At 39.1% G+C, this 24,696-nt stretch carries 20 protein-coding genes; 12 read left to right on the top strand and 8 right to left on the bottom strand.

The annotated features are described in order from the left end of the window. Window positions 1-283: 283 nt before the first annotated feature. From BBI00_RS02880 to BBI00_RS02850, 7 genes are all read right to left on the bottom strand, one after another. Window positions 284-1,366, bottom strand: coding sequence for a M20 family metallo-hydrolase (locus BBI00_RS02880; RefSeq protein WP_065397356.1), 1,083 nt, complete (start codon window positions 1,364-1,366; stop codon window positions 284-286). Beyond that, window positions 1,341-2,135, bottom strand: a complete 795-nt coding sequence (argB, locus tag BBI00_RS02875) for an acetylglutamate kinase (protein ID WP_065397355.1) — start codon at window positions 2,133-2,135, stop codon at window positions 1,341-1,343. The genes BBI00_RS02880 and argB overlap by 26 nt, the downstream gene beginning before the upstream one ends. 379 nt (window positions 2,136-2,514) lie before the next feature. Continuing rightward, window positions 2,515-3,468, bottom strand: a complete 954-nt coding sequence (locus BBI00_RS02870; protein ID WP_065397354.1) for a Rossmann-fold NAD(P)-binding domain-containing protein — start codon at window positions 3,466-3,468, stop codon at window positions 2,515-2,517. Window positions 3,469-3,670: 202 nt separating this feature from the next. Next, window positions 3,671-4,810, bottom strand: a complete 1,140-nt coding sequence (locus BBI00_RS02865) for an aspartate aminotransferase family protein (protein ID WP_065397353.1) — start codon at window positions 4,808-4,810, stop codon at window positions 3,671-3,673. A 70-nt stretch (window positions 4,811-4,880) separates the two neighbouring features. Next, window positions 4,881-5,846 (bottom strand): N-acetyl-gamma-glutamyl-phosphate reductase, encoded by a 966-nt coding sequence (argC, locus tag BBI00_RS02860; RefSeq protein ID WP_083988404.1) that lies wholly within the window; start codon window positions 5,844-5,846, stop codon window positions 4,881-4,883. 54 nt (window positions 5,847-5,900) lie between these two features. Further along, on the bottom strand, window positions 5,901-7,097 hold the full coding sequence (locus BBI00_RS02855) for an argininosuccinate synthase (protein ID WP_065399592.1): 1,197 nt from the start codon (window positions 7,095-7,097) through the stop codon (window positions 5,901-5,903). Further along, window positions 7,069-7,668: a GNAT family N-acetyltransferase gene (locus BBI00_RS02850; RefSeq protein ID WP_228394701.1), complete on the bottom strand. Its 600-nt coding sequence runs from the start codon at window positions 7,666-7,668 to the stop codon at window positions 7,069-7,071. Before BBI00_RS02850 ends, BBI00_RS02855 begins: the two co-directional genes overlap by 29 nt. Before the next feature lie 160 nt (window positions 7,669-7,828). On the opposite strand from BBI00_RS02850, the gene BBI00_RS02845 reads away from it, so the two are divergent. From BBI00_RS02845 to nhaA, 12 genes are all read left to right on the top strand, one after another. After that, complete coding sequence (locus BBI00_RS02845) at window positions 7,829-8,245, top strand: IS1/IS1595 family N-terminal zinc-binding domain-containing protein (RefSeq protein ID WP_065397351.1); 417 nt, start codon at window positions 7,829-7,831, stop codon at window positions 8,243-8,245. 255 nt (window positions 8,246-8,500) lie between these two features. Then, complete coding sequence (locus BBI00_RS02840) at window positions 8,501-9,880, top strand: porin (protein WP_065397350.1); 1,380 nt, start codon at window positions 8,501-8,503, stop codon at window positions 9,878-9,880. A gap of 147 nt (window positions 9,881-10,027) precedes the next feature. Beyond that, a complete protein-coding gene (locus BBI00_RS02835; RefSeq protein ID WP_065397349.1) occupies window positions 10,028-11,608 on the top strand; it encodes an MFS transporter in 1,581 nt (526 codons plus the stop codon). Between the two features lie 43 nt (window positions 11,609-11,651). Continuing rightward, entirely contained in the window at window positions 11,652-11,879 is a 228-nt protein-coding gene (locus BBI00_RS02830; protein WP_065397348.1) for a DUF6814 family protein, read from the top strand. A 64-nt stretch (window positions 11,880-11,943) separates the two neighbouring features. Further along, window positions 11,944-12,138, top strand: a complete 195-nt coding sequence (locus tag BBI00_RS02825; RefSeq protein WP_065397347.1) for a hypothetical protein — start codon at window positions 11,944-11,946, stop codon at window positions 12,136-12,138. After that, complete coding sequence (locus BBI00_RS02820; RefSeq protein ID WP_065397346.1) at window positions 12,131-14,833, top strand: ATP-binding protein; 2,703 nt, start codon at window positions 12,131-12,133, stop codon at window positions 14,831-14,833. The genes BBI00_RS02825 and BBI00_RS02820 overlap by 8 nt, the downstream gene beginning before the upstream one ends. A gap of 9 nt (window positions 14,834-14,842) precedes the next feature. Next, entirely contained in the window at window positions 14,843-15,202 is a 360-nt protein-coding gene (locus BBI00_RS02815; RefSeq protein WP_065397345.1) for a response regulator transcription factor, read from the top strand. A 106-nt stretch (window positions 15,203-15,308) separates the two neighbouring features. Beyond that, window positions 15,309-17,195, top strand: coding sequence for an AMP-binding protein (locus BBI00_RS02810; RefSeq protein WP_065397344.1), 1,887 nt, complete (start codon window positions 15,309-15,311; stop codon window positions 17,193-17,195). A 14-nt stretch (window positions 17,196-17,209) separates the two neighbouring features. After that, window positions 17,210-19,162: an acetate--CoA ligase gene (gene acs, locus BBI00_RS02805; RefSeq protein WP_228394771.1), complete on the top strand. Its 1,953-nt coding sequence runs from the start codon at window positions 17,210-17,212 to the stop codon at window positions 19,160-19,162. 300 nt (window positions 19,163-19,462) lie between these two features. After that, complete coding sequence (locus BBI00_RS02800; RefSeq protein WP_065397342.1) at window positions 19,463-19,828, top strand: hypothetical protein; 366 nt, start codon at window positions 19,463-19,465, stop codon at window positions 19,826-19,828. 108 nt (window positions 19,829-19,936) lie between these two features. After that, on the top strand, window positions 19,937-22,147 hold the full coding sequence (locus BBI00_RS02795; protein ID WP_065397341.1) for a RelA/SpoT family protein: 2,211 nt from the start codon (window positions 19,937-19,939) through the stop codon (window positions 22,145-22,147). 2 nt (window positions 22,148-22,149) lie between these two features. After that, complete coding sequence (nhaA, locus tag BBI00_RS02790; RefSeq protein WP_065397340.1) at window positions 22,150-23,328, top strand: Na+/H+ antiporter NhaA; 1,179 nt, start codon at window positions 22,150-22,152, stop codon at window positions 23,326-23,328. Here nhaA and BBI00_RS02785 read toward each other — a convergent pair. Continuing rightward, the gene (locus BBI00_RS02785) at window positions 23,325-24,338 is read right to left on the bottom strand and encodes a YihY/virulence factor BrkB family protein (RefSeq protein ID WP_083988402.1); all 1,014 of its coding nucleotides are present in this window, start codon (window positions 24,336-24,338) and stop codon (window positions 23,325-23,327) included. The two genes, nhaA and BBI00_RS02785, sit on opposite strands and share 4 nt — an antisense overlap. Between the last annotated feature and the right edge of the window lie 358 nt (window positions 24,339-24,696).

Below are 24,696 nucleotides of genomic sequence, written 5' to 3'. Positions count from 1 at the left end.
GCTGTACTATCGATAACGATCTGATCACAGCCCGATTTAAAATTTTTTGACTGATTTTGACAAGCCCAGCAAGACTATCCTTATTATTTATTAACTATAAAAAAACATTTCCTTATTCTGTAAAGTCACAATTTTCAATGGTCATTTTTGCATAAATCTTTATTAAAAATGTAAACTTTATCGCTTGCTGAGCGTTAGTCAAAATATTTATTGAGCCAGAAGGTTGAAGCCGGAGACTGAAAATTAATCACCACTTCCTTCTTTTTCTTCCCGCTTCCATCCTTTATAACACTTTCTCCAAAACCCGGATGTAGATATCAATTCCTTCTTCTATTTCGTTTATATAGATGAATTCATCCGCTGTATGGGAGCGCCTGCTGTCTCCAGGCCCCATTTTCACTGAGGTACATGGAATAATCGCCTGATCTGAGGATGTAGGAGAACCATATGTTGTCCTGCCCATTTCCAATCCTGCTTTTACAAACGGATGATCCATTTCGATCTTTGAGGAATTCAGCCTGAAAGACCTCGCAGTGAGGGTAGATTTCATCTGCGACTGAATGATTTCAAAGGCTTCTTTATTAGAATATTCGTCGGTTACCCTTACATCTAATGTGAAGTTGCATGATTCCGGCACTACATTATGCTGAACTCCTGCATGGATCCCTGATAAAGTAATTTTAACTTCTCCCAGATATTCTGAAACTTTAGGAAATTTAAAGTTTAAAATATTCTGCAGATCCTGCATACATTTCACGATGGAATTATCATCATTAGGATGAGCAGCATGAGAAGGAGTCCCCTTCATTTCCCCGTCTATCACAAGCAATCCTTTTTCTGCAATCGCCAGATTCATCTGCGTGGGTTCTCCTACAATGGCGAGTTCAATATTGGGAAGCTGTGGAAACAGGGCCTCAATTCCGTCAAAACCAGAAATCTCCTCCTCTGCCGTCAAAGCAATCACTAAATTATATTTTAAATCTTCTTTCTCATAAAAATGTAAAAAAACCTGAGCCATAGATACCAGTGAAGCTCCGGCATCGTTGCTTCCCAACCCATAGAGTTTGCCGTCTTTTTCAACGGGCACAAACGGATCGAGCGTGTAAGCCTTGTTGGGTTTTACGGTATCATGATGAGTATTCAATAAAACTGACGGTTTAAATACATCAAAGTTTTTGTTAACTGCCCAGATGTTGTTTTTAAAACGTTTGGTCGGGATCTGATGTTTTTTGAAAAAATTCTCGATCTCTACCGAGGTATTGAATTCATCTTTGCTGAATGAAGGGATTTCAATCAGATTTTTAAGCAATCCAACGGCATTATTCAACAACTCTTCTTTATTATAAACAGATTTCAGTTCCTGCATGATGATTCTCTATATGGTTTTTCAGTTCGGTTTCCTTGATCAGAAACACTTTATTTACATTATTTTTTATCGCTCCAAGAGCGTTTTCAAGTTTGGGCAAAATTCCTTTGTGCAATTTTCCTTCTTCTTTCAATGTGGTAAATTCCTGTTCGTTTACACTTTTTATAACAGATTCAGGATCATTCACATCTTCTAAAACACCTTCTTTGTCGAAACAATACAGTAATTCAACTTCATATTTCTCAGACAGTGCCTGAGCCATCACCGAGGCAATGGTATCTGCATTGGTATTGAAAAGGTTCCCTTTTTTATCGTGTGTAATTGCAGAAAACACAGGAACAAGATCAAGTTTGATTAATTTTGAAACAAGTTTCCTGTTCACACTTTTCTTATTAATATCTCCCACAAATCCGAAATCAATTTCAGGATGTTCTCTCTTTTTTGCCTTAATTAAATTTCCGTCTGCCCCGGAAAATCCTATGGCATTACATTTTTTCTGCTGTAGTTTTTCAACAATATTTTTATTGATCCCTCCTGCATACACCATCGTTACAATATCCAGAGTATCTTTATCCGTAATCCTCCTTCCGTTGATCATTTTCTGTTCTATACCAAGCTTATCAGCCAGAGTTGTTGCCAGTTTCCCTCCGCCGTGAACAAGGATTTTCTTTTCTTTAATACCTGAAAACTGATCTAAAAACTGATCCAGCAACCGCTCATCATCAATGAGCGCTCCGCCTATTTTTACGATGTATATTTTCTGTTTCATGTGATGGTTTATTGGACTTCATCCAATCTTGGGATTAAGACGTCCCTTCGGGACTTTTTGGATATTGTTATTTTATATTGCTCAAAATTACTGACTTCATCCAATCTTGGGATTAAGACGTCCCTTCGGGACTTTTTGAGTATTGTTATTTTATATTGCTCAAAATTACTGACTTCATCCAATCTTGGGATTAAGACGTCCCTTCGGGACTTTTTGGATATTGTTATTTTATATTGCTCAAAATTACTGACTTTATCCAATCTTGGGATTAAGACGTCCCTTCGGGACTTTTTGGGTATTGTTATTTTATATTCCTCAAAATTACTGACTTCATCCAATCTTGGGATTAAGACGTCCCTTCGGGACTTTTTGGATATTGTTATTTTATATTGTTCAGGATTTCACTGAATACAGCCTGTGCAGAGAAAATACGGTTCTTTGCCTGCTGGTAGATAATGGAATTTTCTCCGTCCATTACCTCATCACTCAATTCTACATTACGGCGAACGGGTAAACAGTGCATTACTTTGGCCTGATTGGTATTTTCCAGTTTTTCATTCGTCAGCATCCAGTTTTCTTTCACTTCCGGCATTGCAGCATAATCATCGAATGAAGACCAGTTTTTCACATAGATAAAATCTGCATCTTTCAATGCTTCATCCTGATTGTGGATCACTTTTGTATCTTTTGTAAATGCAGGATCCAAATCATAACCTTCAGGATTTGTGATAACAAATTCCACATCCATTTCCTGCATCCATTCTGCAAAAGAATTTCCAACGGCCTGGGCGATCGGTTTAATATGCGGTGCCCAGGTAAGAACTACTTTCGGTTTATGTTCTTTTTTCCAGTTTTCGGTAATGGTAATGCAGTCTGCAAGGCTTTGTAACGGGTGACGTGTTGCCGATTCCAAAGAAACAACCGGCACTTTCGCATGTTGCTCGAACTGGCTCAGAATGCTTTCATTTACATCATCTTCTTTACTTTTCATTCCTGCAAAGCAACGTACGGCAATGATATCACAATATTGATTAAGAACCTCGATGGCATCTTTGATATGTTCTACGGTATCTCCATTCATTACCGCGCCGTCAGCGAACTCAAGGTTCCAGGCTTCCTGTGCCGCATTTAACGTCAATACATTCAGGCCTAAGTTCTGTGCTGCAATCTGGCTGCTCAAACGGGTTCTTAAGCTTGAGTTTAAAAATACAAGTCCTATTGTTTTTCCTTTTCCTTTTTCTGTTTCGGAAAGTGGATTTTCTTTTATCTGTAAAGCTTTTTTTATAATTTCCTGTAAGTTTTCCACATCACTTACAGAGGTGAATTTTTTCATTTTTGAATTGATTTTAAAGATTTTGTTTACACATTCATTGTTGATCTGACCGTAAAAGACACAAAAGTTTTTATTAAAATACTTTAGAATACTTGAGTTTTAAAAGTTTATTATTTTTTCAAAAACTTAAGTACACTCCTTAAGCATTTGGTATTTTCTTAAAATCATTTAAGTGTTTAAACTTTTTTGTGACTTTTGTGGTTTAAATTTTCTCCAATACTGTTTTCAAAGCATTGATGAAAAGATCTGTTTCCTCTTTTTTGATATTCAATGCCGGAAGAATCCTTAACACGGCTTTATCATTTGAGTTTCCCGTAAAAATATGATGATCAAACAGTAAGCTTTTCCTTACTTCAGAACAGTCTCTGTCAAGTTCTATTCCGATCATCAGTCCTTTCCTTCGGATGGCTTTAATATGAGGTAAATCTTTAATTTCATTTTCTATATACTCACCCATCTGCTGAGCATTTTCAATAAGGTTTTCATCTTTCATTACGTCCAGGACGGCTATTGAAGCTACACAGGCCAGATGATTTCCTCCGAATGTTGTTCCCAGCAAACCGTTGCTTGCTTCAAATTTAGGATGAATCAGCACTCCGCCAACCGGAAAACCGTTCCCCATTCCTTTTGCTGTTGTAATGATATCCGGCTCTATTCCGAACTCCTGATGGGCGAAGAAATATCCGCTTCTTCCATATCCCGACTGCACCTCATCCAGGATCAGAACAGCATCATGTTTTTCACACAATTCTTTGATTTTGGACAAAAACTCAGATGTTGGAATCATAATTCCTCCTACTCCCTGAATGCCTTCAATGATCACAGAAGAGATTTCATTTCCATGAATGGCAAAGGTTTCTTCAAGCTGTTCCACATCATTCCATTCTGATTTGATAAATCTTTCTGAAAAGTTGACCGGTGCCACAATCTTCGGGTTATCAGTAACCGAAACCGCAGCAGATGTTCTTCCGTGAAATGATCCTGAAAAATAAAGGACTTTTGTTTTTCCGTTATGAAAAGAAGCCAGTTTCAATGCGTTCTCATTGGCTTCAGCTCCAGAATTACACAGGAAAAGGTTATAATTTTCATATCCTGAAATTTCACCCAACTTTTCTGCCAGCTCAGTCTGCAGTTCATTCTGAACAGAATTGGAATAGAAAGAGATTTTCTCTAACTGCTCTTTCAGTTTATTCTGATAATGCGGATGGTTATGCCCGATAGAGATCACTGCATGACCGCCATAAAAATCAAGATATTGTTCTCCTTTGTCATCCCAGAGAAAAGATCCCTGAGCTTTAACCGGATTTATATTAAATAATGGATATACGTTGAATAAATTCATTTTTTTGTTTTTTTATTTTTCTTTTGTCTTCAAACAAAAGAAACAAAAGTTAAAGACCCTGAAGCTTCCGTTAAAATGCTATCGGTTTCAGGTTCAGACCTGTATTTTCTTCCCATCCCATGGCGATATTCATATTCTGTACCGCCTGTCCTGAAGCTCCTTTCAACAAATTGTCAATCGCTGAGTGAATAACTGCTACATTTCCACTTTTTTCAATCTGAATCACACAGCGATTCGTATTGACAACCTGCTTTAAATCAATTGCCTTCTCACTTACCGTAACGAAAGGCTCCGCTGCATAAAAATCCTGATATAACTGTTCTATTTCCTTCAGCTCCAGATCTGTCTTCAGTGTAGAACTTGTAAAAATCCCTCTTGCAAAATCTCCTCTCCATGGAACAAAATTCAGGTTTACTTCTTTATTATTATATGAAATCAGCTGGTGTAAAATTTCATCCACATGCTGATGGGTTAATGTTTTATAAGCTGATACATTATCATTTCTCCAGGTAAAATGGGTGGTTGCCTGTAAAGACTGCCCTGCTCCTGTAGATCCGGTAATACCTGTTGTAAAAACTTCATCAAGCAGGCCTTTTTCAGCCAGTGGCAGAAGACCTAATTGAATTGCTGTTGCAAAGCATCCCGGATTGGCAATACTTTTTGAACCCATCAGTTGTTTTTTATTGATTTCAGGTAATCCGTAGATAAAATCTCTGTCTCCGAAATTGCCTTCCAGGCGGAAATCATTTCCGAGATCAATGACAAGCGTTTGTTCATTAACGGGGTTTTGAGTCAGCCAATTCTGACTTTCCTTGTGTGGAAGGCACAGAAAAAGGATATCAACCTCTTCTGTCTTGTCAGTCAATAACTGATCACAAACCGTCGTTAAATCCGGGTACAGATCCGAAATTCTTGTCCCCGAATTCGAACGACTATATAAAAAACTCAATGTCACATGGGGATGAAAAGCCAGCAAGCGTATCAATTCACTTCCTGTATAACCGTTGGCACCGATTATTCCTACTGTTTTTTTCATTTTTATATTAACAGGACTGCTTCCTGTTTTGGGTTAAACCGTTCCTTCGGAACTTTAATTGATATTCTGGTTGATCTGGTGATATATATTTAAAGAATTGCTTACAATCTTCGTGTATCCTTTCACGTCTTCTCCCGTCCATGCTCTGTTTGCTTCTCCATAGCTTCCGAATTTATCGGACATCAGATCATGGTCAGATTCAATTCCATTCAGGATAAATCTGTAAGGATGAAGGGTTACAAATACTTTCCCGCTTACTGTTTTTTGAGAATCAGTAAGGAAAGATTCTATATTTCTCATCACAGGATCCAGGAAAAGGGCTTCATGCAGCCAGTTCCCATACCAGTCTGACAATTGTGATTTCATCATTTGCTGGTATTTTGAAAGGGTATGTTTTTCCAGCAAATGATGGGCTTTAATAATCACTGATGCTGCCGCCGCCTCAAATCCTACTCTTCCCTTAATTCCTACAATAGTATCTCCTACATGGATATCACGGCCAATTCCGTATGCAGAAGCCAATGCTTCTATTTTCTGAATCGCATAAACCGGATGTTCGAAAGATTCTCCATTAACCGCTATGATTTCACCGTTCTTAAATTCTATTTCAAGCTCTGAAGGCTGGGTTTCCTGTATTTGTGAAGGAAAAGCTTCTTCAGGCAGATAATTTCTTGAGGTCAAGGTTTCTTTTCCACCTACAGAAGTACCCCAAAGTCCTTTATTCACAGAATACTGTGCTTTATGAAACTCCATTTCATATCCGTAGCTCTTCAGGAAATCAATTTCTTCTTCACGGGACAGGGCCATATCACGGATCGGCGTGATAATTTCCACATCCGGGCACATTACCTGAAAGATCAGATCAAAACGAACCTGGTCATTACCGGCTCCCGTACTTCCGTGTGCGATTGCATCAGCATTCACTTCGATTGCATATTTTGCAATTTCCTGTGCCTGGATGGTACGTTCAGCACTTACAGAAAGCGGATAGGTATTGTTTTTCAAAACATTCCCGAAAATCAAATACTTCACACATGAATTGTAATAATCTTCCTGAGCATCTATGCACCTGTATTCTTTAACGCCAAGGTTTAAAGCTTTCCTTTCCAGTTCTTTTTCTTCTTCTTTGGAAAAACCTCCGGTATTTACAGTAACCGCATATACATCATACCCCAGTGTTTCACTAAGATATTTTGCACAGTAGGAAGTATCCAAACCTCCACTAAACGCTAAGATGACTTTCTTGTTCATTGTTATATTCAATTTCTGGCTGCTCATTCACAACACTGTTTACTTTATTATTTTCCGGAACGAAAAGCATTGCTGTACACAGGCAGTTTTTACGTTCCTTTTTCATTAAAATTTCATAATTCACACAGTTCTTACAACCGTTCCAGAATTCTTCATCCTGAGTCAGTTCAGAATAAATTACCGGTTTGTAACCCAAATCACTATTGATCTTCATTACTGCAAGCCCTGTTGTTAATCCGAATACTTTTGCTTCAGGATATTTTTCTCTAGATAACTGGAAAACCTTCTGCTTGATCTGAGTTGCTACTCCTCCGTTCCTGAATTTCGGAGACACAATCAGTCCCGAGTTGGCCACAAATTTCCCATGTGACCAGGTCTCTATATAGCAGAAACCTACCCACTCGCCATTTTCAGTGGCTACCACAGCATTGCCCTCTGAAATCTTCTTACTCAAATATTCTATAGAACGTTTTGCGATTCCCGTTCCTCTACGCTGTGCAGAATCATACATTTCCTGTTGTATTTCACTCACATACATCAGATGTTCGCATGAGGAAATTTCTATTTCCATTTATTTATCTAAATTTTTTGGCAAATTTAAAATATAATTTCTTTCAAAACCAAATAAAAAAGATATTTTTTTTGTTTTAAAATTTTAAGCAGGTAAAATTATCTTTGAAAGAAAATATATTTTTGCTAAATTATTATATATTTGCTAAAAAGATATAGTTATGGAAAATACCTGTCCGAAATGCAACAGCAATAAAGTGGTAAAAAGCGGAATTGTCAATGAGAAACAACGCTTTCTCTGCAAAAGCTGTAACTATTATTTTACCGTTAAAAAACTGGGAAAACAGATTGATGATTATTATGTAACAAAGGCCCTTCAGCTTTATCTTGAAGGCTTAAGTTACCGTGAAATAGAGCGGATCATCGGGGTCTCCCACGTCACGATCAGCTCCTGGATCAAGAAATACAACATCACAAGACCTCCTCATTCAGAATTCCATCCTGTTTACAAAATCCTGAAACAAAGCGAGCTGATTGAGTATATTGCCCAGGAAGAAAATATTAAAAACGCAGGTATTATTATCACCCAGTTTGCAGATAAGTATATGCTGATTAAATGGGAAAGGTTTAAGAAGTAGGTTCGGGATTCGGGGAATATTCTATGTTCCGTGTTTTGAAATCCATAACAGATAGTGTTAAATATCAAAAAAACTGCACAATCAATCCTGAAAACTGTACAAATTCGGCACGAATCTGCAATATGTATCACGCTTTATAAAACTTTTTATTCCGGATACCTATACTCTTACCATTAATATATATTAAATTTTCATAAACAAATTATTAATTACAATTTGGCTTTCACAAAAAACAACGCCAAAAATTGATAATTTATGAAGAAATTACTTACATTCATTGGAGCAGCCTTAATCAGCACTTCCCTATATGCTCAAGGTTCTCCTGATTACGGCAGCGGACTGAAATTAAATCTTAATCCGGAAGGAGATAAATTTATCAGATTTATTTTATGGGACCAGCTTTGGCTAAGGAACACTTCTATGAACCCGGGGACCATGGTAGGCGGAGAGCCCACAGACAACTCCTGGAGCATAGGAAACAGAAGGTTACGGGCTTTGACCTATGCACAAATTTCCAAAAGATACATGATCCTCCTTCACTTTGGAATCAACAATCAGACCTTCATCAACGGAGGAGCTACAGGCACTTCAGGAACGGGCGGCTATGGAAACGGAAAGAAAACCCAACTGTTTTTTCATGATGCCTGGAACGAATACGCAGTGATTTTACCTGGAGAAGCCGGAAAATTCAGTTTATCTTTGGGGGCAGGGCTTCATTATTATATGGGACTTTCCCGGATGACCATGGCTTCCACCCTTAATTTCCTCACCATTGACTCTCCTGTGTTTTCATGGCCTTTAATTGATAATTCCGATCAGTTTGCGAGACAACTGGGAATGTTTGCCAAGGGAAAATATGGAAAACTGGAATACCGCTTCAGCTTAAATAAACCTTTTGCTACGGACCTTACTCCTGTAAATGTAACAGATCCTTCAAGAGCCGTTGCCGTAGACAACAACGGAAATCCAAGTTTCTCAAAGGCAGGATATCTTGAATATCAGTTTCTTGATGAGGAGTCCAATACCCTTCCTTTCAAGGTAGGCTCTTATTTGGGAACAAAAAAAGTATTCAATGTAGGGGCGGGTTTTTATCACCAGGCGGATGGAACGAGGACCTCTGTAAATTCAAATATTGAAAAGCACGACATTACCCTCGTTGCTGTAGATGCTTTTGCCGATATTCCATTGGGCGAGGCGAAGAATAAAATGGCAGTTTCTGCTTATGCAGGATATTATAACTACAATTTCGGGCCGAATTATGTAAGAAACCTGGGAACGATGAATATAGGAGCCAACGATCCGAATTTTATCGGCAACAAAGCGATTGCAGGACCGGGAAATCTGCAGCCCACTATAGGAACAGGTAATATTATCTACGCACAAGCCGGATTGCTGCTGCCAAGCCAGGCAGAAAAACCTAAAATCAGAATTCAGCCTTTCGCCGCTTACACCCACAAAAATTTTGAAGCATTCGACAAGTCTTCCAATCAGTTTGACATAGGAGCTAACTGGTTTATAGATGGCCATCATGCTAAAATTACAACACAATACTCAACAAGACCGGTTTATACCAGCCCTACAGAAAGCCCTTCTTCAAAAGGAGAATTCATTGTACAGTTTCAAATCTATTTATAAAATAATTGAACCCTTAAGAAAAGTAAAGGTTTTTAAGAGAAGTTAAGCATCATCAGGCATAACTGTAAAACTGGGTTAAAAAAAGAAATCCCCATACGATTCAAGATGAATTAATATCATTTTCACTAACATCAAAAACTAATCTATATGAGCGAAAATCATCACGAAAGCTACGAAAATATGACCGACAGGCAAAAGAACCGCACGATCTGGAGCGTGATCACTGCCTCATCCCTCGGCACCCTGATAGAATGGTATGACTTCTATATTTTCGGAAGTTTAGCCGTCGTTTTAGCTACTAAATTTTTCCCGGCAGATAATCCCACCGCTGCATTTTTATCTACATTGGCAACATTTGCAGCCGGATTTGTTGTAAGACCTTTCGGAGCTCTATTTTTCGGAAGACTGGGAGACATTATCGGAAGAAAATACACGTTCCTTGTGACTTTACTGATCATGGGATTTTCTACATTCCTGATCGGATGTATCCCAAGTTATGAAGCTATCGGGTTTATGGCTCCCGTTCTGGTTTTAATTTTAAGATTATTACAGGGATTGGCACTGGGAGGTGAATACGGAGGGGCTGCTACCTACGTTGCAGAATATGCACAACCTCACCGCAGGGGTTACTGGACATCCTGGATCCAGACTACTGCGACTGCAGGACTGTTCATTTCCCTTATCGTTATTTTAATTACAAAGACCACTCTTTCTGCAGAAGATTTTGATAACTGGGGATGGAGGGTTCCTTTCTGGATTTCTATTTTAATGGTAGGGGTTTCTTATATCATCAGAAAAAACATGAAGGAATCTCCGCTTTTTGCAAAGGCGAAAAGTGAAGGAAAAACCTCTAAAAATCCATTAAAAGAAAGCTTCGGAAATAAATACAACTTCAAATTTGTTCTTCTTGCTTTGTTTGGAGCAGCTATGGGACAAGGGGTCATCTGGTACACGGGACAATTCTATGCGATGAGCTTTCTACAAAAGGTAATGAATGTGGAATCTTCCCAGGTAGATATGCTGATGGCAACAGCTTTACTTTTAGGTACTCCTTTCTTTGTGTTTTTCGGCTGGCTTTCTGATAAAATCGGAAGAAAAGCAGTCATGATGACCGGAATGCTGGTAGCGATCCTTGCTTACCGACCTATTTACGACAGTATGTTTAAAAGTGTGAACCTGGAAAATAAAACAGTGGCAGCCAACGGAATTTCGGAGAAAAGAACAGCCAAAATTCATCACGAGATTGCAACAGACAGCCTTGTCACTTTTCATAAAGAAACTCTTTTCACAGACGGAACTCTGGTCAAAAAAGACAGCATCACCCATTGGTCTCCAGGCGGCACGGTCATGAAAGACGGAAAGGCTGAAGAGGCAAAAGTCTCCCAAACTGTAAAATTAAATGATGATACAAAATGGTATCTTGTCTTCCTGGTGTTTATTCAGGTAATATTTGTAACGATGGTTTACGGCCCTATTGCAGCATTCCTTGTAGAAATGTTCCCGGTAAGAATCCGATATACCTCAATGTCTCTGCCTTATCACATCGGAAACGGAGTGTTTGGAGGTCTTCTTCCGGCAGTAGCCACCTATCTGGTAACGACAGGAAAAGAGGCAGGCCATGCGACATGGTATCTGGAAGGACTTTGGTATCCGATAGGAGTAGCTACCGTCTGTCTGATCATCGGATTATTTTATCTTAAAAATAAGAACAATAATCTTCACGATTAAGTACTGAATCACTCAAATTTTTATTAATTTTAAAACTACTAAAATGAACGGACTAAAAAAAATATTAGGTGTACTCTGGATCGTAATAGCAATAGTGGTAGGCTACTTCGGAACTACTGTAATGGGAATTCCCAAAATCACCTCAGGAAAACAGGAAGATCTGGTTTTCGGCATTATCATCCTGTTTGTATTGATGCCGATCATATCGGGAGGAATGGCAGTCTTTGGCTATTATGCATTAACCGGAGAGTATTCCGACGACAAAATATAAAAAGACCCCAACAGATAATTGATGAATCCCGCATTCATCAATTATCTTTTATCAATGAGTATTTATGAAAAAAAGACACGAACAAAAACTGGTTATCCTGAGCATCGGATTAATGATTGCTTTCAGCATTCCCATCTCTCTTCTTTTCAACAGTGAGAAGGAAGTTTTCGGCTATCCTATGATCCTGATCTATCTGTTCGCTGTCTGGATGGTTTCCATCGTCATCTCATTAGTAATTGTAAAGAGATATGATGAATAGTTTTGCATTATTTTTCGTAGTCTTGTTTTATCTGGCCCTTCTGTTCTTAGTTGCCCATCTGGCAGAGAAGAAGAGAAGTAAGCTATGGATCAACAATCCCTACATCTATGCATTATCTCTTGCAGTGTACTGCACGGCCTGGACCTATTACGGAAGTATCGGGGTGGCAGCCACCAGCGGACTGAACTATCTTCCGATCTACATCGGACCTGTTATGATCATTCCGGCCTGGATCTATATCAACACCAGAATTGTAAGAATTTCGAGAGTCAACAAAATCAGCAGCCTTGCTGACTTTATTGCTTTACGGTACGGAAACAGCAGAAGCTTCAGTGCCATCATCACCATTGTTTGCCTTTTGGCTATTGTTCCTTACATCGGGCTGCAGATCAAAGCCATTTCCGAAACCTTCCACCTGGTAACGGAAACTCCGATGTCAAATGATATCCTGACTGACAATGCCACATTTGTAGTGGTTCTTATTGCTTTGTTTTCATCCTATTACGGAACCAGATATGTGGATGCTTCGGAAAAGCGTCTGGGAATTATTTCCGCCATTGCCCTGGAAAGTTTTTTAAAGCTTTTCTTTATTATTATTCTTGGCCTTTTTGTGATCTATTATGTATTCGACGGGTTTTCGGATATCTACCAGAAAGCGAGTAGGTTTGGAGATTTTAAAGCAAAAAACACATTCAATGGTGTAGAAGGCGCCATGAACTGGATGGTATTGTGCATGATCTCAGCTACAGCCATCTGTATATTGCCCAGACAGTTCCACACTGCCATCATTGAAAACAGACAGGAAAAGCACATCAGAACAGCCATCTGGTTTTTCCCGCTCTATCTTCTGATATTTACCGTATTTATTTTTCCTATTGCATGGGGAGGAAGGTTAATTTTTGACGGGCAGAAGGTAAATCCTGAATTCTATTCGATCTTAATTCCGCAACATTTTGACAATACCCTGATTACAGTCCTGGTGTTTCTCGGCGGGTTGAGCTCATGTATTTCAATGATCATTATTTCTGCTATTACTTTATCCATCATGCTTTCCAATAACCTTATCATTCCTTACGGGCTGCTGGGAAAATTCAAATCTGAAAATGAAGAACAGAATACCAGGAGTATTACCAACATCAGAAAATTCAGCATTTTTGCCCTGATTATCATGGCTTTTGCATTCTACAAATATTTTATTTTAAAAACATCACTGGATTCTGTTGGTTTAATTTCATTTGTAGTGATCGGCCAACTTGCACCTTCATTTTTCGGAGCTCTGTTCTGGAGAAGAGGAAGCTACAGAGGAGCTGTTGCCGGATTAGCTGCAGGACTGATTATCTGCTATTTCGGACTGATCATTCCGCAGTATTATTTTTCCTATAATCAGGAATTCAAAGGAGTTTTGAGGGAAATGTATGATGCATTTGGTTTTTTCACGATTCCGTATTTGGGAAGAATTCCACAGATTTTTTTCTGGTCGCTTCTGGTGAATACCGGTTTATTTACCGTCATTTCAGTAAGCACTAAAGGAAATTACCGTGAAAGAAACTTTGCAGAGCTGTATGTAGATATCGACAAGTATATTCAGAATCATGAAAATGCTTTTATCTGGCGCGGAACCGCTTATATTTCAGATATCCGGAATATTCTTGAACGTTTTTTAGGCAAAAGCAAAACAGAGCAGGCGCTGAGAATCTTCAATCTGAAATATAATATTGATTCGAAGACAGAAACTGCCGATTCCAGATTCATCAAATTCTCCGAAAATCTTCTTGCAGGAAGGATAGGAACGGCTTCTGCGAAAATATTGATTGAAGGTGTAACCAAAGAAGATAAAATATCTTTAAAAGAGGTATTGAATATTCTTGAAGAATCTAAAGAAAATATCAGCCTGAACAAAAAACTGACGGAACAGTCTGAAGAACTGCAGAAACTGTCTGACGACCTGAGAACAGCCAACGAAAGCCTGATCATCAAAGACCGCCAGAAAGATGACTTCCTGGATTCCGTAGCCCATGAATTAAGAACTCCGATTACCGCTATCCGCTCTGCAGGGGAAATTCTGGCTGATGATGATGATATTCCGTTTGATATCAAACAGGAGTTTTTAAATAATATCATCACAGAATCTGACCGGCTCAGTGAAATCATCAATGATATTCTTTACCTGGATAAACTTCAGCACGGGGAAATTTCTCTGCATATTCAGGAAAACAATATTATTGAAACCTATAAAAAGGCTTTAAACCCGCTCCTCCATCTGATACAGCAGAAAAATATACACTTAAGTGAAGTCAATCTCCTGAATCAGGTTATCTTTGAGTATGACGAGGCCAGAATGATTCAGCTGCTCCAGAATATCTGGGGAAATGCTTTAAAGTTTACCGAAGAACAGGGAACGATACAAACGAAACTTTTTGAAAGGGAAAACCAGCTGATGATCTCCATTTTCAATACAGGAAAACACATTCCCGAAGAAGATCTTGAACTGATCTTTGATAAATTTTATCAGTCTAAAAATCAGAATATTTTAAAACCTACGGGAAGTGGGCTCGGGCTGGCCATTTCCAAAAAAATCATTCAGGCCCACGGAGGAAGTATAAAAGCAGAAAACAGCGGACTGGGTGTAACTTTTACCATCACCCTTCCCGAAAAAACTATAAAAAAGATTATAAATGAAGTTGAACACCATTAAAACCCACTTATGAGAAAGATAATCATTGCAGATGATGAACACAAAATATTAATGTCGCTGGAGTACAGTTTTAAGAAAAACGGCTATGATGTTTATATCGCACGGGACGGAACGGAAGTACTGGACTTTCTGAAAAACATGGTTCCGGATGTCATTTTACTGGACATTATGATGCCTAACCTTGACGGATACAGTACCCTGGACCTGATCAGGCAGGATGAAAAACTGAAAGACACCAAAGTCATCTTTCTGAGTGCAAAAAACAACCCGAGAGACATTGAAAAAGGATTGGAAATGGGAGCTGATGCTTACGTAACGAAACCTTATTCTATCAAAAAACTTATGCAGCAGATTGAGGAGATGTTTTAACAGATAAAATTAAACCATTAAGATTCATAAAGGAATTAAGATGATTAAGAAATTGCTTCGCCTTCGGCCCGCAATGACTTACAGACACTAATACAATGAAATTACTATGGATACAGATACCTTATTTAAACAAAGCATAGATCATAAAGAAGATTTCTGGAAGCAGCAGGCCGAAGCAATACAATGGTTCGAGTTTCCACAGCAGATCCTTTCCAAAGATCAGAATAATTACCCGCAGTGGTACTCTGACGGCAGGCTCAACATGTGTCACCTCTGCATTGATCAGCATATTGAAGACGGGTTTGGAGATCAGACAGCCATCGTCTATGATTCACCCGTTACCGGCCAGAAGAAAACCTATACTTTCAGACAGGCCCAGGAAGAAATCTCAAAATTAGCCGGTGGACTCGCTTCTTTAGGATTAAAAAAGGGAGATACTGCAGTTATCTACATGCCCATGATCCCGCAGACCCTTTTTGCCATGCTTGCCTGTGCAAGGATCGGGGTGATTCACAATGTGGTTTTCGGAGGTTTTGCTCCTCACGAACTGGTGGTGAGAATTGATGACTGTAAACCCAAAGTCCTGATCACAGCAACAGCAGGAATTGAAATTGCCAAAAGAATCCCCTATCTCCCACTGGTAGAAAAAGCAATTGAACTGGCTCAGGATAAAGTAGACAATATCATTGTTTACAACAGAAAGCTGGTTGACAATCAACATGAAATGTTTGACGGACTGATTGATTACGAAGAGCTTGTTCAAAAATCCGAACCTGCAGACTGTGTTTCCGTAGAATCTACCCATCCTTTATATTTGCTTTACACTTCAGGAACTACCGGGAAACCAAAGGGTATTGTACGGGATACCGGCGGCTATGCCACAGCACTGAAATTTTCCATGAAATACATCTATGGCGTTGAACCCGGTGAAACCTATTGGGCGGCCTCAGATTTTGGCTGGGCGGTAGGACATAGTTTTTCCGTTTACGGGCCATTGATCAATAGAAATACAACCATTATTTTTGAAGGGAAACCTATCATGACCCCGGATGCGGGAACTTTCTGGAGAATCATTTCAGAATATAAGGTATCCGTCATGTTTACCGCTCCTACAGCCATCAGAGCCATTAAAAAAGAAGATCCTGACGGAGAGCTGGTAAAGAAATACGACCTGTCTCACTTTAAAAAACAATTCCTCGCCGGCGAACGTTGTGATGTTGCTACTCTGGACTGGTTTGCAGAACATATCGGGGTTCCGGCTATTGACCACTGGTGGCAGACGGAATCCGGCTGGCCCATGTTGGGTTTAATGACCTTTGATGAAAATTACAAAATCAAAAGAGCTTCAGCCGGAAAACCGGTTCCGGGTTATGATATTAAAATTTTTGACGAAAACGGATATGAACTGGATGCTCATCAGGAAGGCTATTTAATTATAAAACTTCCGCTTCCTCCTGGAGCTATGCTGGGAATCTGGAACGATTATGAACGTTTTCATAACAGCTACCTGTCTCAATACAACGGATATTATTTTTCCGGAGATGGCGCCATACAGGATGAAGACGGCTATATCTTCATTACAGGAAGAGTGGACGATGTAATCAATGTTGCAGGACACCGGCTTTCCACGTCTGAAATGGAAGAAATTGTATCATCACATCCTGATGTTGCAGAATGTGCCGTAGTAGGAATTGATGATGACCTGAAAGGGCAGATTCCTTTTGCTTCTGTGGTATTGAAGAACGGAGCTGCAATCTCCGAAGAACAGGTTGAAAAAGACATTATCCGGATGGTTCGTGAAAAAATAGGAGCCGTTGCTTTTTTAAAGAATGCAATGGTTGTCAAACGCTTACCCAAAACACGGTCCGGAAAGACACTGAGAAAACTGATAAGAACATTACTGGACGGAAAGGATTTTCAGGTTCCGTCTACGATTGATGATGAGAAAATCATTGAAGAAATTCAGGAAAAAATCAGGGATTATAGGGCTTAAGCCAGAAATTAAACATAAATTTAAAATATAATAATTCAAATTTCAAAAACGAAAGGGATATGAGAAATTACTTAATAGAAGATCTGCCACATTATTTTGAAGAATATAAAAAGTCGATCAAAAATCCTAAAAAATTCTGGGACAAAGTAGCTGACCAGAATTTCGTGTGGTACCAGAGATGGAGCAAGGTCGTTAAGTACGATATGAATGAAGCTAAGATCACTTGGTTTAAAAATGCCAAACTTAATATTACCAAAAACTGTATAGACAGACACCTATCCGTAAGAGGAGACAAGACTGCCATTATCTGGGAACCGAATGATCCCAAGGAAGAAGCACAACATATTTCCTACAACGAGCTGTATACCCGTGTGAATAAAACCGCCAACGTTTTGCGTGATATGGGCATTGAAAAAGGCGACAGGGTGTGTATTTACCTTCCGATGATCCCCGAACTGGCCATTACCATGCTGGCATGTGCTAAACTGGGAGCCGTTCATTCCGTAATTTTTGCAGGATTTTCAGCTTCTGCAGTAGCTTCAAGAGTCAATGACTGTGAAGCGAAAATGATTATTACTTCGGACGGAAGCTATAGAGGTAATAAAGTTCTTGATCTGAAAAGCATCGTTGATGAAGCTTTGGAAAAAAGCCCTACCATCGAAAAAGTACTGGTAGTGAAAAGAACCCACAACGAGATCAGAATGAAGGAAGGCAGAGATTACTGGATGGCTGATCTGTATGAAAAAGCCTCTCCTGATTTCGTTACTGTTATCATGGATTCTGAAGATCCGCTGTTCATTCTGTATACTTCCGGCTCTACGGGGAAACCTAAGGGAATGCTTCATACCTGCGCCGGTTATATGGTGTACACAGCATACACTTTCAAAAACGTATTCAATTATAAAGAAAATGATATTTACTGGTGTACTGCCGATATCGGATGGATTACGGGGCACTCCTATATCCTTTACGGACCTTTACTGAACGGGGCTACCACGGTAATTTTTGAAGGCGTTCCCACTTATCCTGAGCCGGACCGTTTCTGGGAAGTTATTGAAAAACATAAGATCACCCAGTTCTACACCGCTCCTACAGCAATCCGCTCATTGGCAAAAGAAAGTACGGAATGGGTAGACAAGCATGACCTGAGCACCTTAAAAGTAATCGGATCTGTGGGTGAACCCATCAACGACGAAGCATGGCATTGGTTCAATGATCATGTAGGAAAAAAGAAATGCCCGATTGTAGATACCTGGTGGCAGACTGAAACAGGAGGAATCATGATCTCTCCTCTCCCATTCGTTACCCCTACAAAACCTACCTACGCAACCCTTCCACTACCGGGAATCCAGCCTGTTTTAATGGATGACAAACGTAACGAAATCACCGGAAACCAGGTGACAGGAAATCTTTGTATCCGTTTTCCATGGCCGGGAATTGCAAGAACGATCTGGGGCGACCATCAAAGGTATAAAGAGACTTATTTCACTGCTTTTCCTGGAAAATATTTCACAGGTGACGGCGCTTTGAGAGATGAAGTGGGGTATTATAGAATCACGGGCCGTGTAGACGATGTGATTATTGTTTCCGGACACAATCTGGGAACAGCACCGATTGAAGACAGTATCAACCAGCACCCTGCTGTAGCAGAATCTGCCATTGTAGGATATCCGCATGACATCAAAGGAAATGCACTGTATGGCTATGTAACGCTGAAAGAAACAGGTGAAAGCCGTGATAAAGAAAACCTGAAGAAAGAGATCAACCAGCTGATTTCAGACCAGATAGGCCCTATTGCCAAGCTGGATAAAATTCAGTTTGTTTCCGGGCTTCCTAAAACACGTTCAGGAAAAATTATGCGTAGGATTCTGAGGAAGATTGCGGAAGGAGACTTTAGTAATTTCGGAGATATCTCAACGCTTCTGAATCCGGAAATTGTAGAAGAAATCAAGAACGAAAGGATTTAATTAAATTTTCAATCATCCCCTTAAAAGCATTTTTTAAGGGGATTTTTTTACCTGAGTGAATATATCGATAAAGCTTAAAAAACAAAACACAAACCGCTATAAATAAACCACTTAAGAATTTAAAAATCTATTTTTAATTTTATAAAATAATCAAAATTAAACACGCGTTCAATAAAATTTGTTAAAATAAATCATTTTATTATATAAATGAAATGTTAATTAACATACTTTATTGATTTAACCGCAATGGAAATCAGAAAATAATCATTAACTTTAATCATAACTTTAAACCTATTAATTATGTCAAATATACTAGCTGGACTATTTGATCATCACAGCGACTACAAAAAACTGGAAAGTGATCTGGAAAATTCAGGATTTGAAAATGAAGATTACATTGTATACCTTAATAGTGATTCTAACCATTCCCAATATCTGGCAAGTGTTACCGTAAAAGATGATAGCCAGATTGACCTTGCCCGGAATATTTTCATTCAGAATACGGCTCTGAAGTCTTATTTATTTGAAAATATGAGTGTGAGCGAAACGAATTATGACACTATAAAAAAATACATAGACGCAAGAAACAGGGCCGAAATTCACAACAGTCCTGATATCAAAATCAAAACATCAAGTGACGGAATGAATTCGGAAGTAAAATTCTAACCGGCATAAAACTAATAACCACAGATCCGTAGACGCTTCTACGGATCTTTTATATTTGAAAAAACTAAAAATTTTCGTATTTTCGTTGTATTATAGGCATCTGCACAAATGAGTTACGATTTAGAACAAGAGAATAAAGAGATCCTTGCCAGATATAAGGATCTGATTTCTAACACATACAGAACGCTGGATGAGGAAAACAACAAACTCATCCGGAAAGCATTCGATATTGCATTGGATGCACATAAAGATCAAAGGAGAAAGTCTGGGGAACCTTACATCTACCACCCTATCGCCGTGGCCAAAATTGTGGCAACAGAGATTGGGCTGGGAGCAACTTCTATTGCCTGTGCACTGCTTCATGACGTCATTGAGGATTCTGACTATACCTATGAAGACCTGAAAAAAATCTTCGGGGAAAAGATTGCCAATATCGTCAACGGGCTTACCAAGATCTCCATCATGAACCACCAGAATATTTCTGTACAGTCTGAAAACTACAGAAAGCTTTTGCTGACTCTTTCCGAAGATTTCAGAGTGATTCTGATCAAGATTGCAGACCGCCTTCACAATATGAGGACCCTGGAAAGCATGGCTCCGGACAAGCAGAAAAAAATTGCTTCGGAAACCGTGTATATCTATGCTCCCATGGCACACCGTCTGGGATTGTACAACATCAAATCCGAGCTGGAAGATCTTTCTCTAAAATACAATAATCCTGAAGTATACAGTGAAATCACGGAAAAACTGGAACTTGCCAAAGAAAGCCGTGAGCGGTATATTGAGGAATTTAAAACCGAAGTTTCGGAGAAACTGAAGGAAGAAGGTCTGAATTTTACGATCAAAGGCCGTGCGAAAGCTATTTCTTCCATATACAGAAAGATGCTGAAACAGGGCGTTTCTTTTGAAGAGGTCTTTGACAACTATGCAATCAGGATTATCTATAAATCCGACGCCAAGAATGAGAAGTTCCTGGCCTGGAAGATCTATTCCATCGTTACGGATGTCTATCACAGCAACCCTTCAAGAATGCGTGACTGGATCACCCAGCCCCGTTCCACAGGCTATGAAAGTCTGCATTTAACGGTTCTTGGGCCTGATAAAAAATGGATCGAAGTTCAGATCCGTTCAGAGCGAATGGATGAGATCGCTGAAAAAGGGGTGGCTGCCCATTACAAATACAAAGAAGGTTATAAACAAAGCAGTGATGACAGGAATTTTGAAAAATGGGTCACTGAGATCCGTGAAGTTCTTGAGCAGCAGCAGAACCTTTCTACTTCTGAGCTTTTAGACAATATCAAGCTTAATCTCTATTCGAAAGAGGTCTTTGTCTTTACACCGAAGGGGGAAATTAAAATTCTTCCAACGAATGCAACGGCTCTGGATTTTGCTTTTTCCGTTCACTCCGACCTGGGAATGAAATGTTTAGGCGCTAAGATCAACGGAAAACTGGTTCCTATTTCCTATATTCTTCAAAATGGAGATCAGGTAGATATCCTCTCTTCGCAAAATCAAAAGCCGAAGTCTGACTGGCTGGAATTTGTAGTAACTTCAAAAGCCAAGTCCAAGATCAAGAGTTACCTGAACTCCCAGAAAAACCAATTGGTAGATGAAGGTAAAGAAATCCTGCAGAGAAAACTTCGTCATGCGAAAATCAACTTCAATGATGAAGAGGTCAATAAGCTTCAGAAATTCTTTAATCTGAAATCATCCCAGGAGCTGTTCCTTAAATTCCAGAGCAACGAGCTGGATGCGAGCAGCCTGAGAAAATATATAGAAAGTAAAAACGTTTTCAACAATTTACTTTCCAGATTCAGAAAATCACCATCCAAGAATCAGCAATTCGAAGAACCGAAAGAGCAGAATCTGGACATGATCGTCTTCGGAAAAGACGAGGAAAAACTCAACTACAGCTATGCAAAATGCTGTACTGTAATTCCTGGAGATAAGATCTTCGGGTTTATTACCATCTCGGACGGTATCAAGGTACACAGTGACAACTGCCCGAATGCTATTAACCTCAGAGCACAATATGACTATCGTGTCATCCCGGCCAAATGGGTCAATGCCGAAAGCTTCAAAAACAGGGTAAAAATTGAAATTGAAGGGCTCGACAGAATGGGAATGATCAACGATATCACCACGGTCATCAGTGGAAGCATGGGAATGGATATGAAAAGCATGTCCATTGAATCCAACAACGGCGTTTTCACCGGAAACATCAACTTGGAAGTAAAAAATAAAGGTCAGCTTGAAGAGACCTTTAAAAAACTTAAAAGTATTAACGGCGTTTCAAGAGTGAGACGATTACAATCTTAAATATGAATTTATCTCTTTATTTTAAAAAATTTTTCAACAACAGTCAGGCATCAGGAATCATCCTTATCTTCTGTGTGCTTATTTCATTGCTTATCGCCAATTCAGCAGCAGCAGAAACTTTTCAACATTTTTTAGATAAAGTAGTAGGTACTCACCTCTTTGGGCTTGAATATCCTGTCAGCATCTGGATCAACGACGGATTGATGGCTGTATTTTTTCTTCTGGTTGGTCTTGAGATCAAAAGAGAGCTTGTAGAGGGTGAGCTTTCATCTTTCAAAAACGCTTCACTGCCTATTTTTGCAGCAGTAGGCGGAATGCTGGTTCCGGCTGTTATTTACAGCATTTTCAACTCCGGAACCGAATACAGCAATGGCTGGGGAATTCCTATGGCTACGGATATTGCCTTCTCACTGGCTATTATTTCTATGCTCGGAAAAAAAATTCCCAATTCGATCAAGATATTTTTAGCGGCATTGGCTATTGTAGATGACCTTGGAGCTATTCTTGTGATCGCTGTTTTCTATACGGAACAGATTCACTGGAGCTATCTCCTGCTGTCTTTGGGAGTAACAGCGCTTCTGTTTCTTCTGAACTTTTTAAAAGTTACCAAAACGATATTTTATATTATACCGGGACTGTTTTTATGGTACTTCCTTCATCATTCCGGGATACATGCGACAATAGCAGGGGTTTTGCTGGCATTTTCCATTCCCACGAATGCTTCCAATGTGGAAATTTCACCTTTAGAAAAACTGGAACATCAGCTTCACATTCCGGTAAGCTTTCTGATCATGCCGATCTTCGCCCTTACAAATACCAATATTACTTTTTCAGGAGATATGGTTGCCGGGATCAGCAGTACTTTAGGATTAGGGATTATCTGCGGCCTGATTCTCGGGAAACTGATAGGAATCAATCTATTCTCCCTGATTGCTATTAAATTAAAGCTGAGTTCCTTACCGCAGAACAGCAACTGGCTTCAAATGATTGGTGTAGGACTTCTGGCGGGAATAGGATTTACGATGTCTATCTTTATCGCTTTATTATCCTTTAAAAATGAAATTCACATCCAGGATGAGGCTAAATTTGCGATCCTTATCGCTTCTTTTGTAGCTGCCATTTTAGGATTTACCATTTTAAGCATAAGCTCTAAAGGAAATACAGTGCCGGAAGAAGATTAATTTTTCTTCCTGTCCTCCAGTTTTCTTTTATGATCTTCATTACTCTCAAAATCAGGCTCTGATACAGGAGTACGATACTGAACAGCTTCTTTCTGGATCTCATCGGAAAGAAGCTTTTCTATTCTGAGCTTTCTGATAGCCATATTCAGCTCATTTCCGAACAGAAGAAGATATACATTCACGTTCACCCATACCATCAGCAGGATCATACTTCCAATGGACCCGTAAAGAACATTGTAACGGGCAATATCTTTTACATAAATCGCAAAAATATAGGTGGTAACCACAAACAATACGGTAGTAAGAATGGCCCCGGGAATCGCCTGTCTGAATCTCGTGATCTTAACCGTTCCCAGCCAGTAAAACAGGGTAAGAAGAATAAAATAAAAAAGAGGGAAGGAAACAAATCCGATAATTTTGGAAAGGTTATTCACCAGCCACGAAATATCATAAGCCGGAGTAAAAGGTTTCATCACCACTTCCGCATAATACACGCCGAAAAGTGCTAAAAATACAATGGTAATAAAGCCGATCGTAATGAAAAAGGACAGAATAAATTCTTTTACATCGCTCAGCTTTTCATCGGAGTTTTCATTAAATCCGTTGATGAGTGAAAAAGTCCCGTTGGTTGCAAAAAGCAACGCCAGTACAATCGTCAGATTACTGATTCCTTTCATATTGGGAACAATATTAGCCTCGATATATCCGCGTATATCTCCTTCCATATTGGATGGAAATACATTATGCATCAGCACATCAAAAATATAAAACTGCAGTTTGGCATAATGCGGCATATACGGTAAAACCGACAATAGAAACAGAATAAAAGGAAATAAACTTATGGTAAAGCTCCAGGAAATAGCAGCTGCCTTACGCCCAATATTCCCTTTGAAAATTCCGGAGATATAAATCTGAAACATCTGCCAAAGCGATATTCCCAAAACAGGAATATGGATGTCATCAAAAAACTCTTGAATTTTCAGGATAAATCTGGGAACTTTTACACTCATCTATTGTTATATTAATGAAAGGCTTAATCTCTGAAACCATCATCTTTTTCAGATATTCTGCAGATCTTTTCATACAAATATAAACATTTTCCCTCTCCTATTTCCAAAGCTGGATTATATACAATTCAGTCTGACAGATCAGAAATATTCAAATTCCGATTTTTTTCCGTTTATCGCTGTCATGCTTTTTACATTCAATAAAATTTGGTTGGAATATTCCAATTGTTATTGTCACCTGAATTCAGGATAAGAACATCTGATCTTCAGGTGGCAGGAAGTTACCAAGTCCGCAAAAGAATAATCTTTGCATTTCCATTATTTTTAATAATTATTGGTAGCTAATGCATGACTAAAAGCA

This window comes from Chryseobacterium arthrosphaerae, from assembly GCF_001684965.1.
Taxonomy (GTDB): domain Bacteria; phylum Bacteroidota; class Bacteroidia; order Flavobacteriales; family Weeksellaceae; genus Chryseobacterium; species Chryseobacterium arthrosphaerae.
Note: the sequence above shows the minus strand (reverse complement) of the source record. Positions and strands in the feature narration are given on the sequence as shown.

Excerpts from the sequence above, each read along its gene's own strand:
- BBI00_RS02855 (WP_065399592.1), bottom strand. The coding sequence starts at position 7,097 with ATGAACAAGAAAGTCATCTTAGCGTTTAGTGGAGGTTTGGATACTTCC.
- BBI00_RS02870 (WP_065397354.1), bottom strand. The coding sequence starts at position 3,468 with ATGAAAAAATTCACCTCTGTAAGTGATGTGGAAAACTTACAGGAAATT.
- BBI00_RS02865 (WP_065397353.1), bottom strand. The coding sequence starts at position 4,810 with ATGAATTTATTCAACGTATATCCATTATTTAATATAAATCCGGTTAAA.
- BBI00_RS02845 (WP_065397351.1), top strand. The coding sequence starts at position 7,829 with ATGGAAAATACCTGTCCGAAATGCAACAGCAATAAAGTGGTAAAAAGC.
- argC (WP_083988404.1), bottom strand. The coding sequence starts at position 5,846 with ATGAAAAAAACAGTAGGAATAATCGGTGCCAACGGTTATACAGGAAGT.
- BBI00_RS02850 (WP_228394701.1), bottom strand. The coding sequence starts at position 7,668 with ATGGAAATAGAAATTTCCTCATGCGAACATCTGATGTATGTGAGTGAA.
- BBI00_RS02840 (WP_065397350.1), top strand. The coding sequence starts at position 8,501 with ATGAAGAAATTACTTACATTCATTGGAGCAGCCTTAATCAGCACTTCC.
- BBI00_RS02825 (WP_065397347.1), top strand. The coding sequence starts at position 11,944 with ATGAAAAAAAGACACGAACAAAAACTGGTTATCCTGAGCATCGGATTA.
- BBI00_RS02820 (WP_065397346.1), top strand. The coding sequence starts at position 12,131 with ATGAATAGTTTTGCATTATTTTTCGTAGTCTTGTTTTATCTGGCCCTT.
- BBI00_RS02800 (WP_065397342.1), top strand. The coding sequence starts at position 19,463 with ATGTCAAATATACTAGCTGGACTATTTGATCATCACAGCGACTACAAA.
- BBI00_RS02880 (WP_065397356.1), bottom strand. The coding sequence starts at position 1,366 with ATGCAGGAACTGAAATCTGTTTATAATAAAGAAGAGTTGTTGAATAAT.
- BBI00_RS02810 (WP_065397344.1), top strand. The coding sequence starts at position 15,309 with ATGGATACAGATACCTTATTTAAACAAAGCATAGATCATAAAGAAGAT.
- BBI00_RS02830 (WP_065397348.1), top strand. The coding sequence starts at position 11,652 with ATGAACGGACTAAAAAAAATATTAGGTGTACTCTGGATCGTAATAGCA.
- BBI00_RS02835 (WP_065397349.1), top strand. The coding sequence starts at position 10,028 with ATGAGCGAAAATCATCACGAAAGCTACGAAAATATGACCGACAGGCAA.
- argB (WP_065397355.1), bottom strand. The coding sequence starts at position 2,135 with ATGAAACAGAAAATATACATCGTAAAAATAGGCGGAGCGCTCATTGAT.
- BBI00_RS02795 (WP_065397341.1), top strand. The coding sequence starts at position 19,937 with ATGAGTTACGATTTAGAACAAGAGAATAAAGAGATCCTTGCCAGATAT.
- BBI00_RS02785 (WP_083988402.1), bottom strand. The coding sequence starts at position 24,338 with ATGAGTGTAAAAGTTCCCAGATTTATCCTGAAAATTCAAGAGTTTTTT.
- nhaA (WP_065397340.1), top strand. The coding sequence starts at position 22,150 with ATGAATTTATCTCTTTATTTTAAAAAATTTTTCAACAACAGTCAGGCA.
- BBI00_RS02815 (WP_065397345.1), top strand. The coding sequence starts at position 14,843 with ATGAGAAAGATAATCATTGCAGATGATGAACACAAAATATTAATGTCG.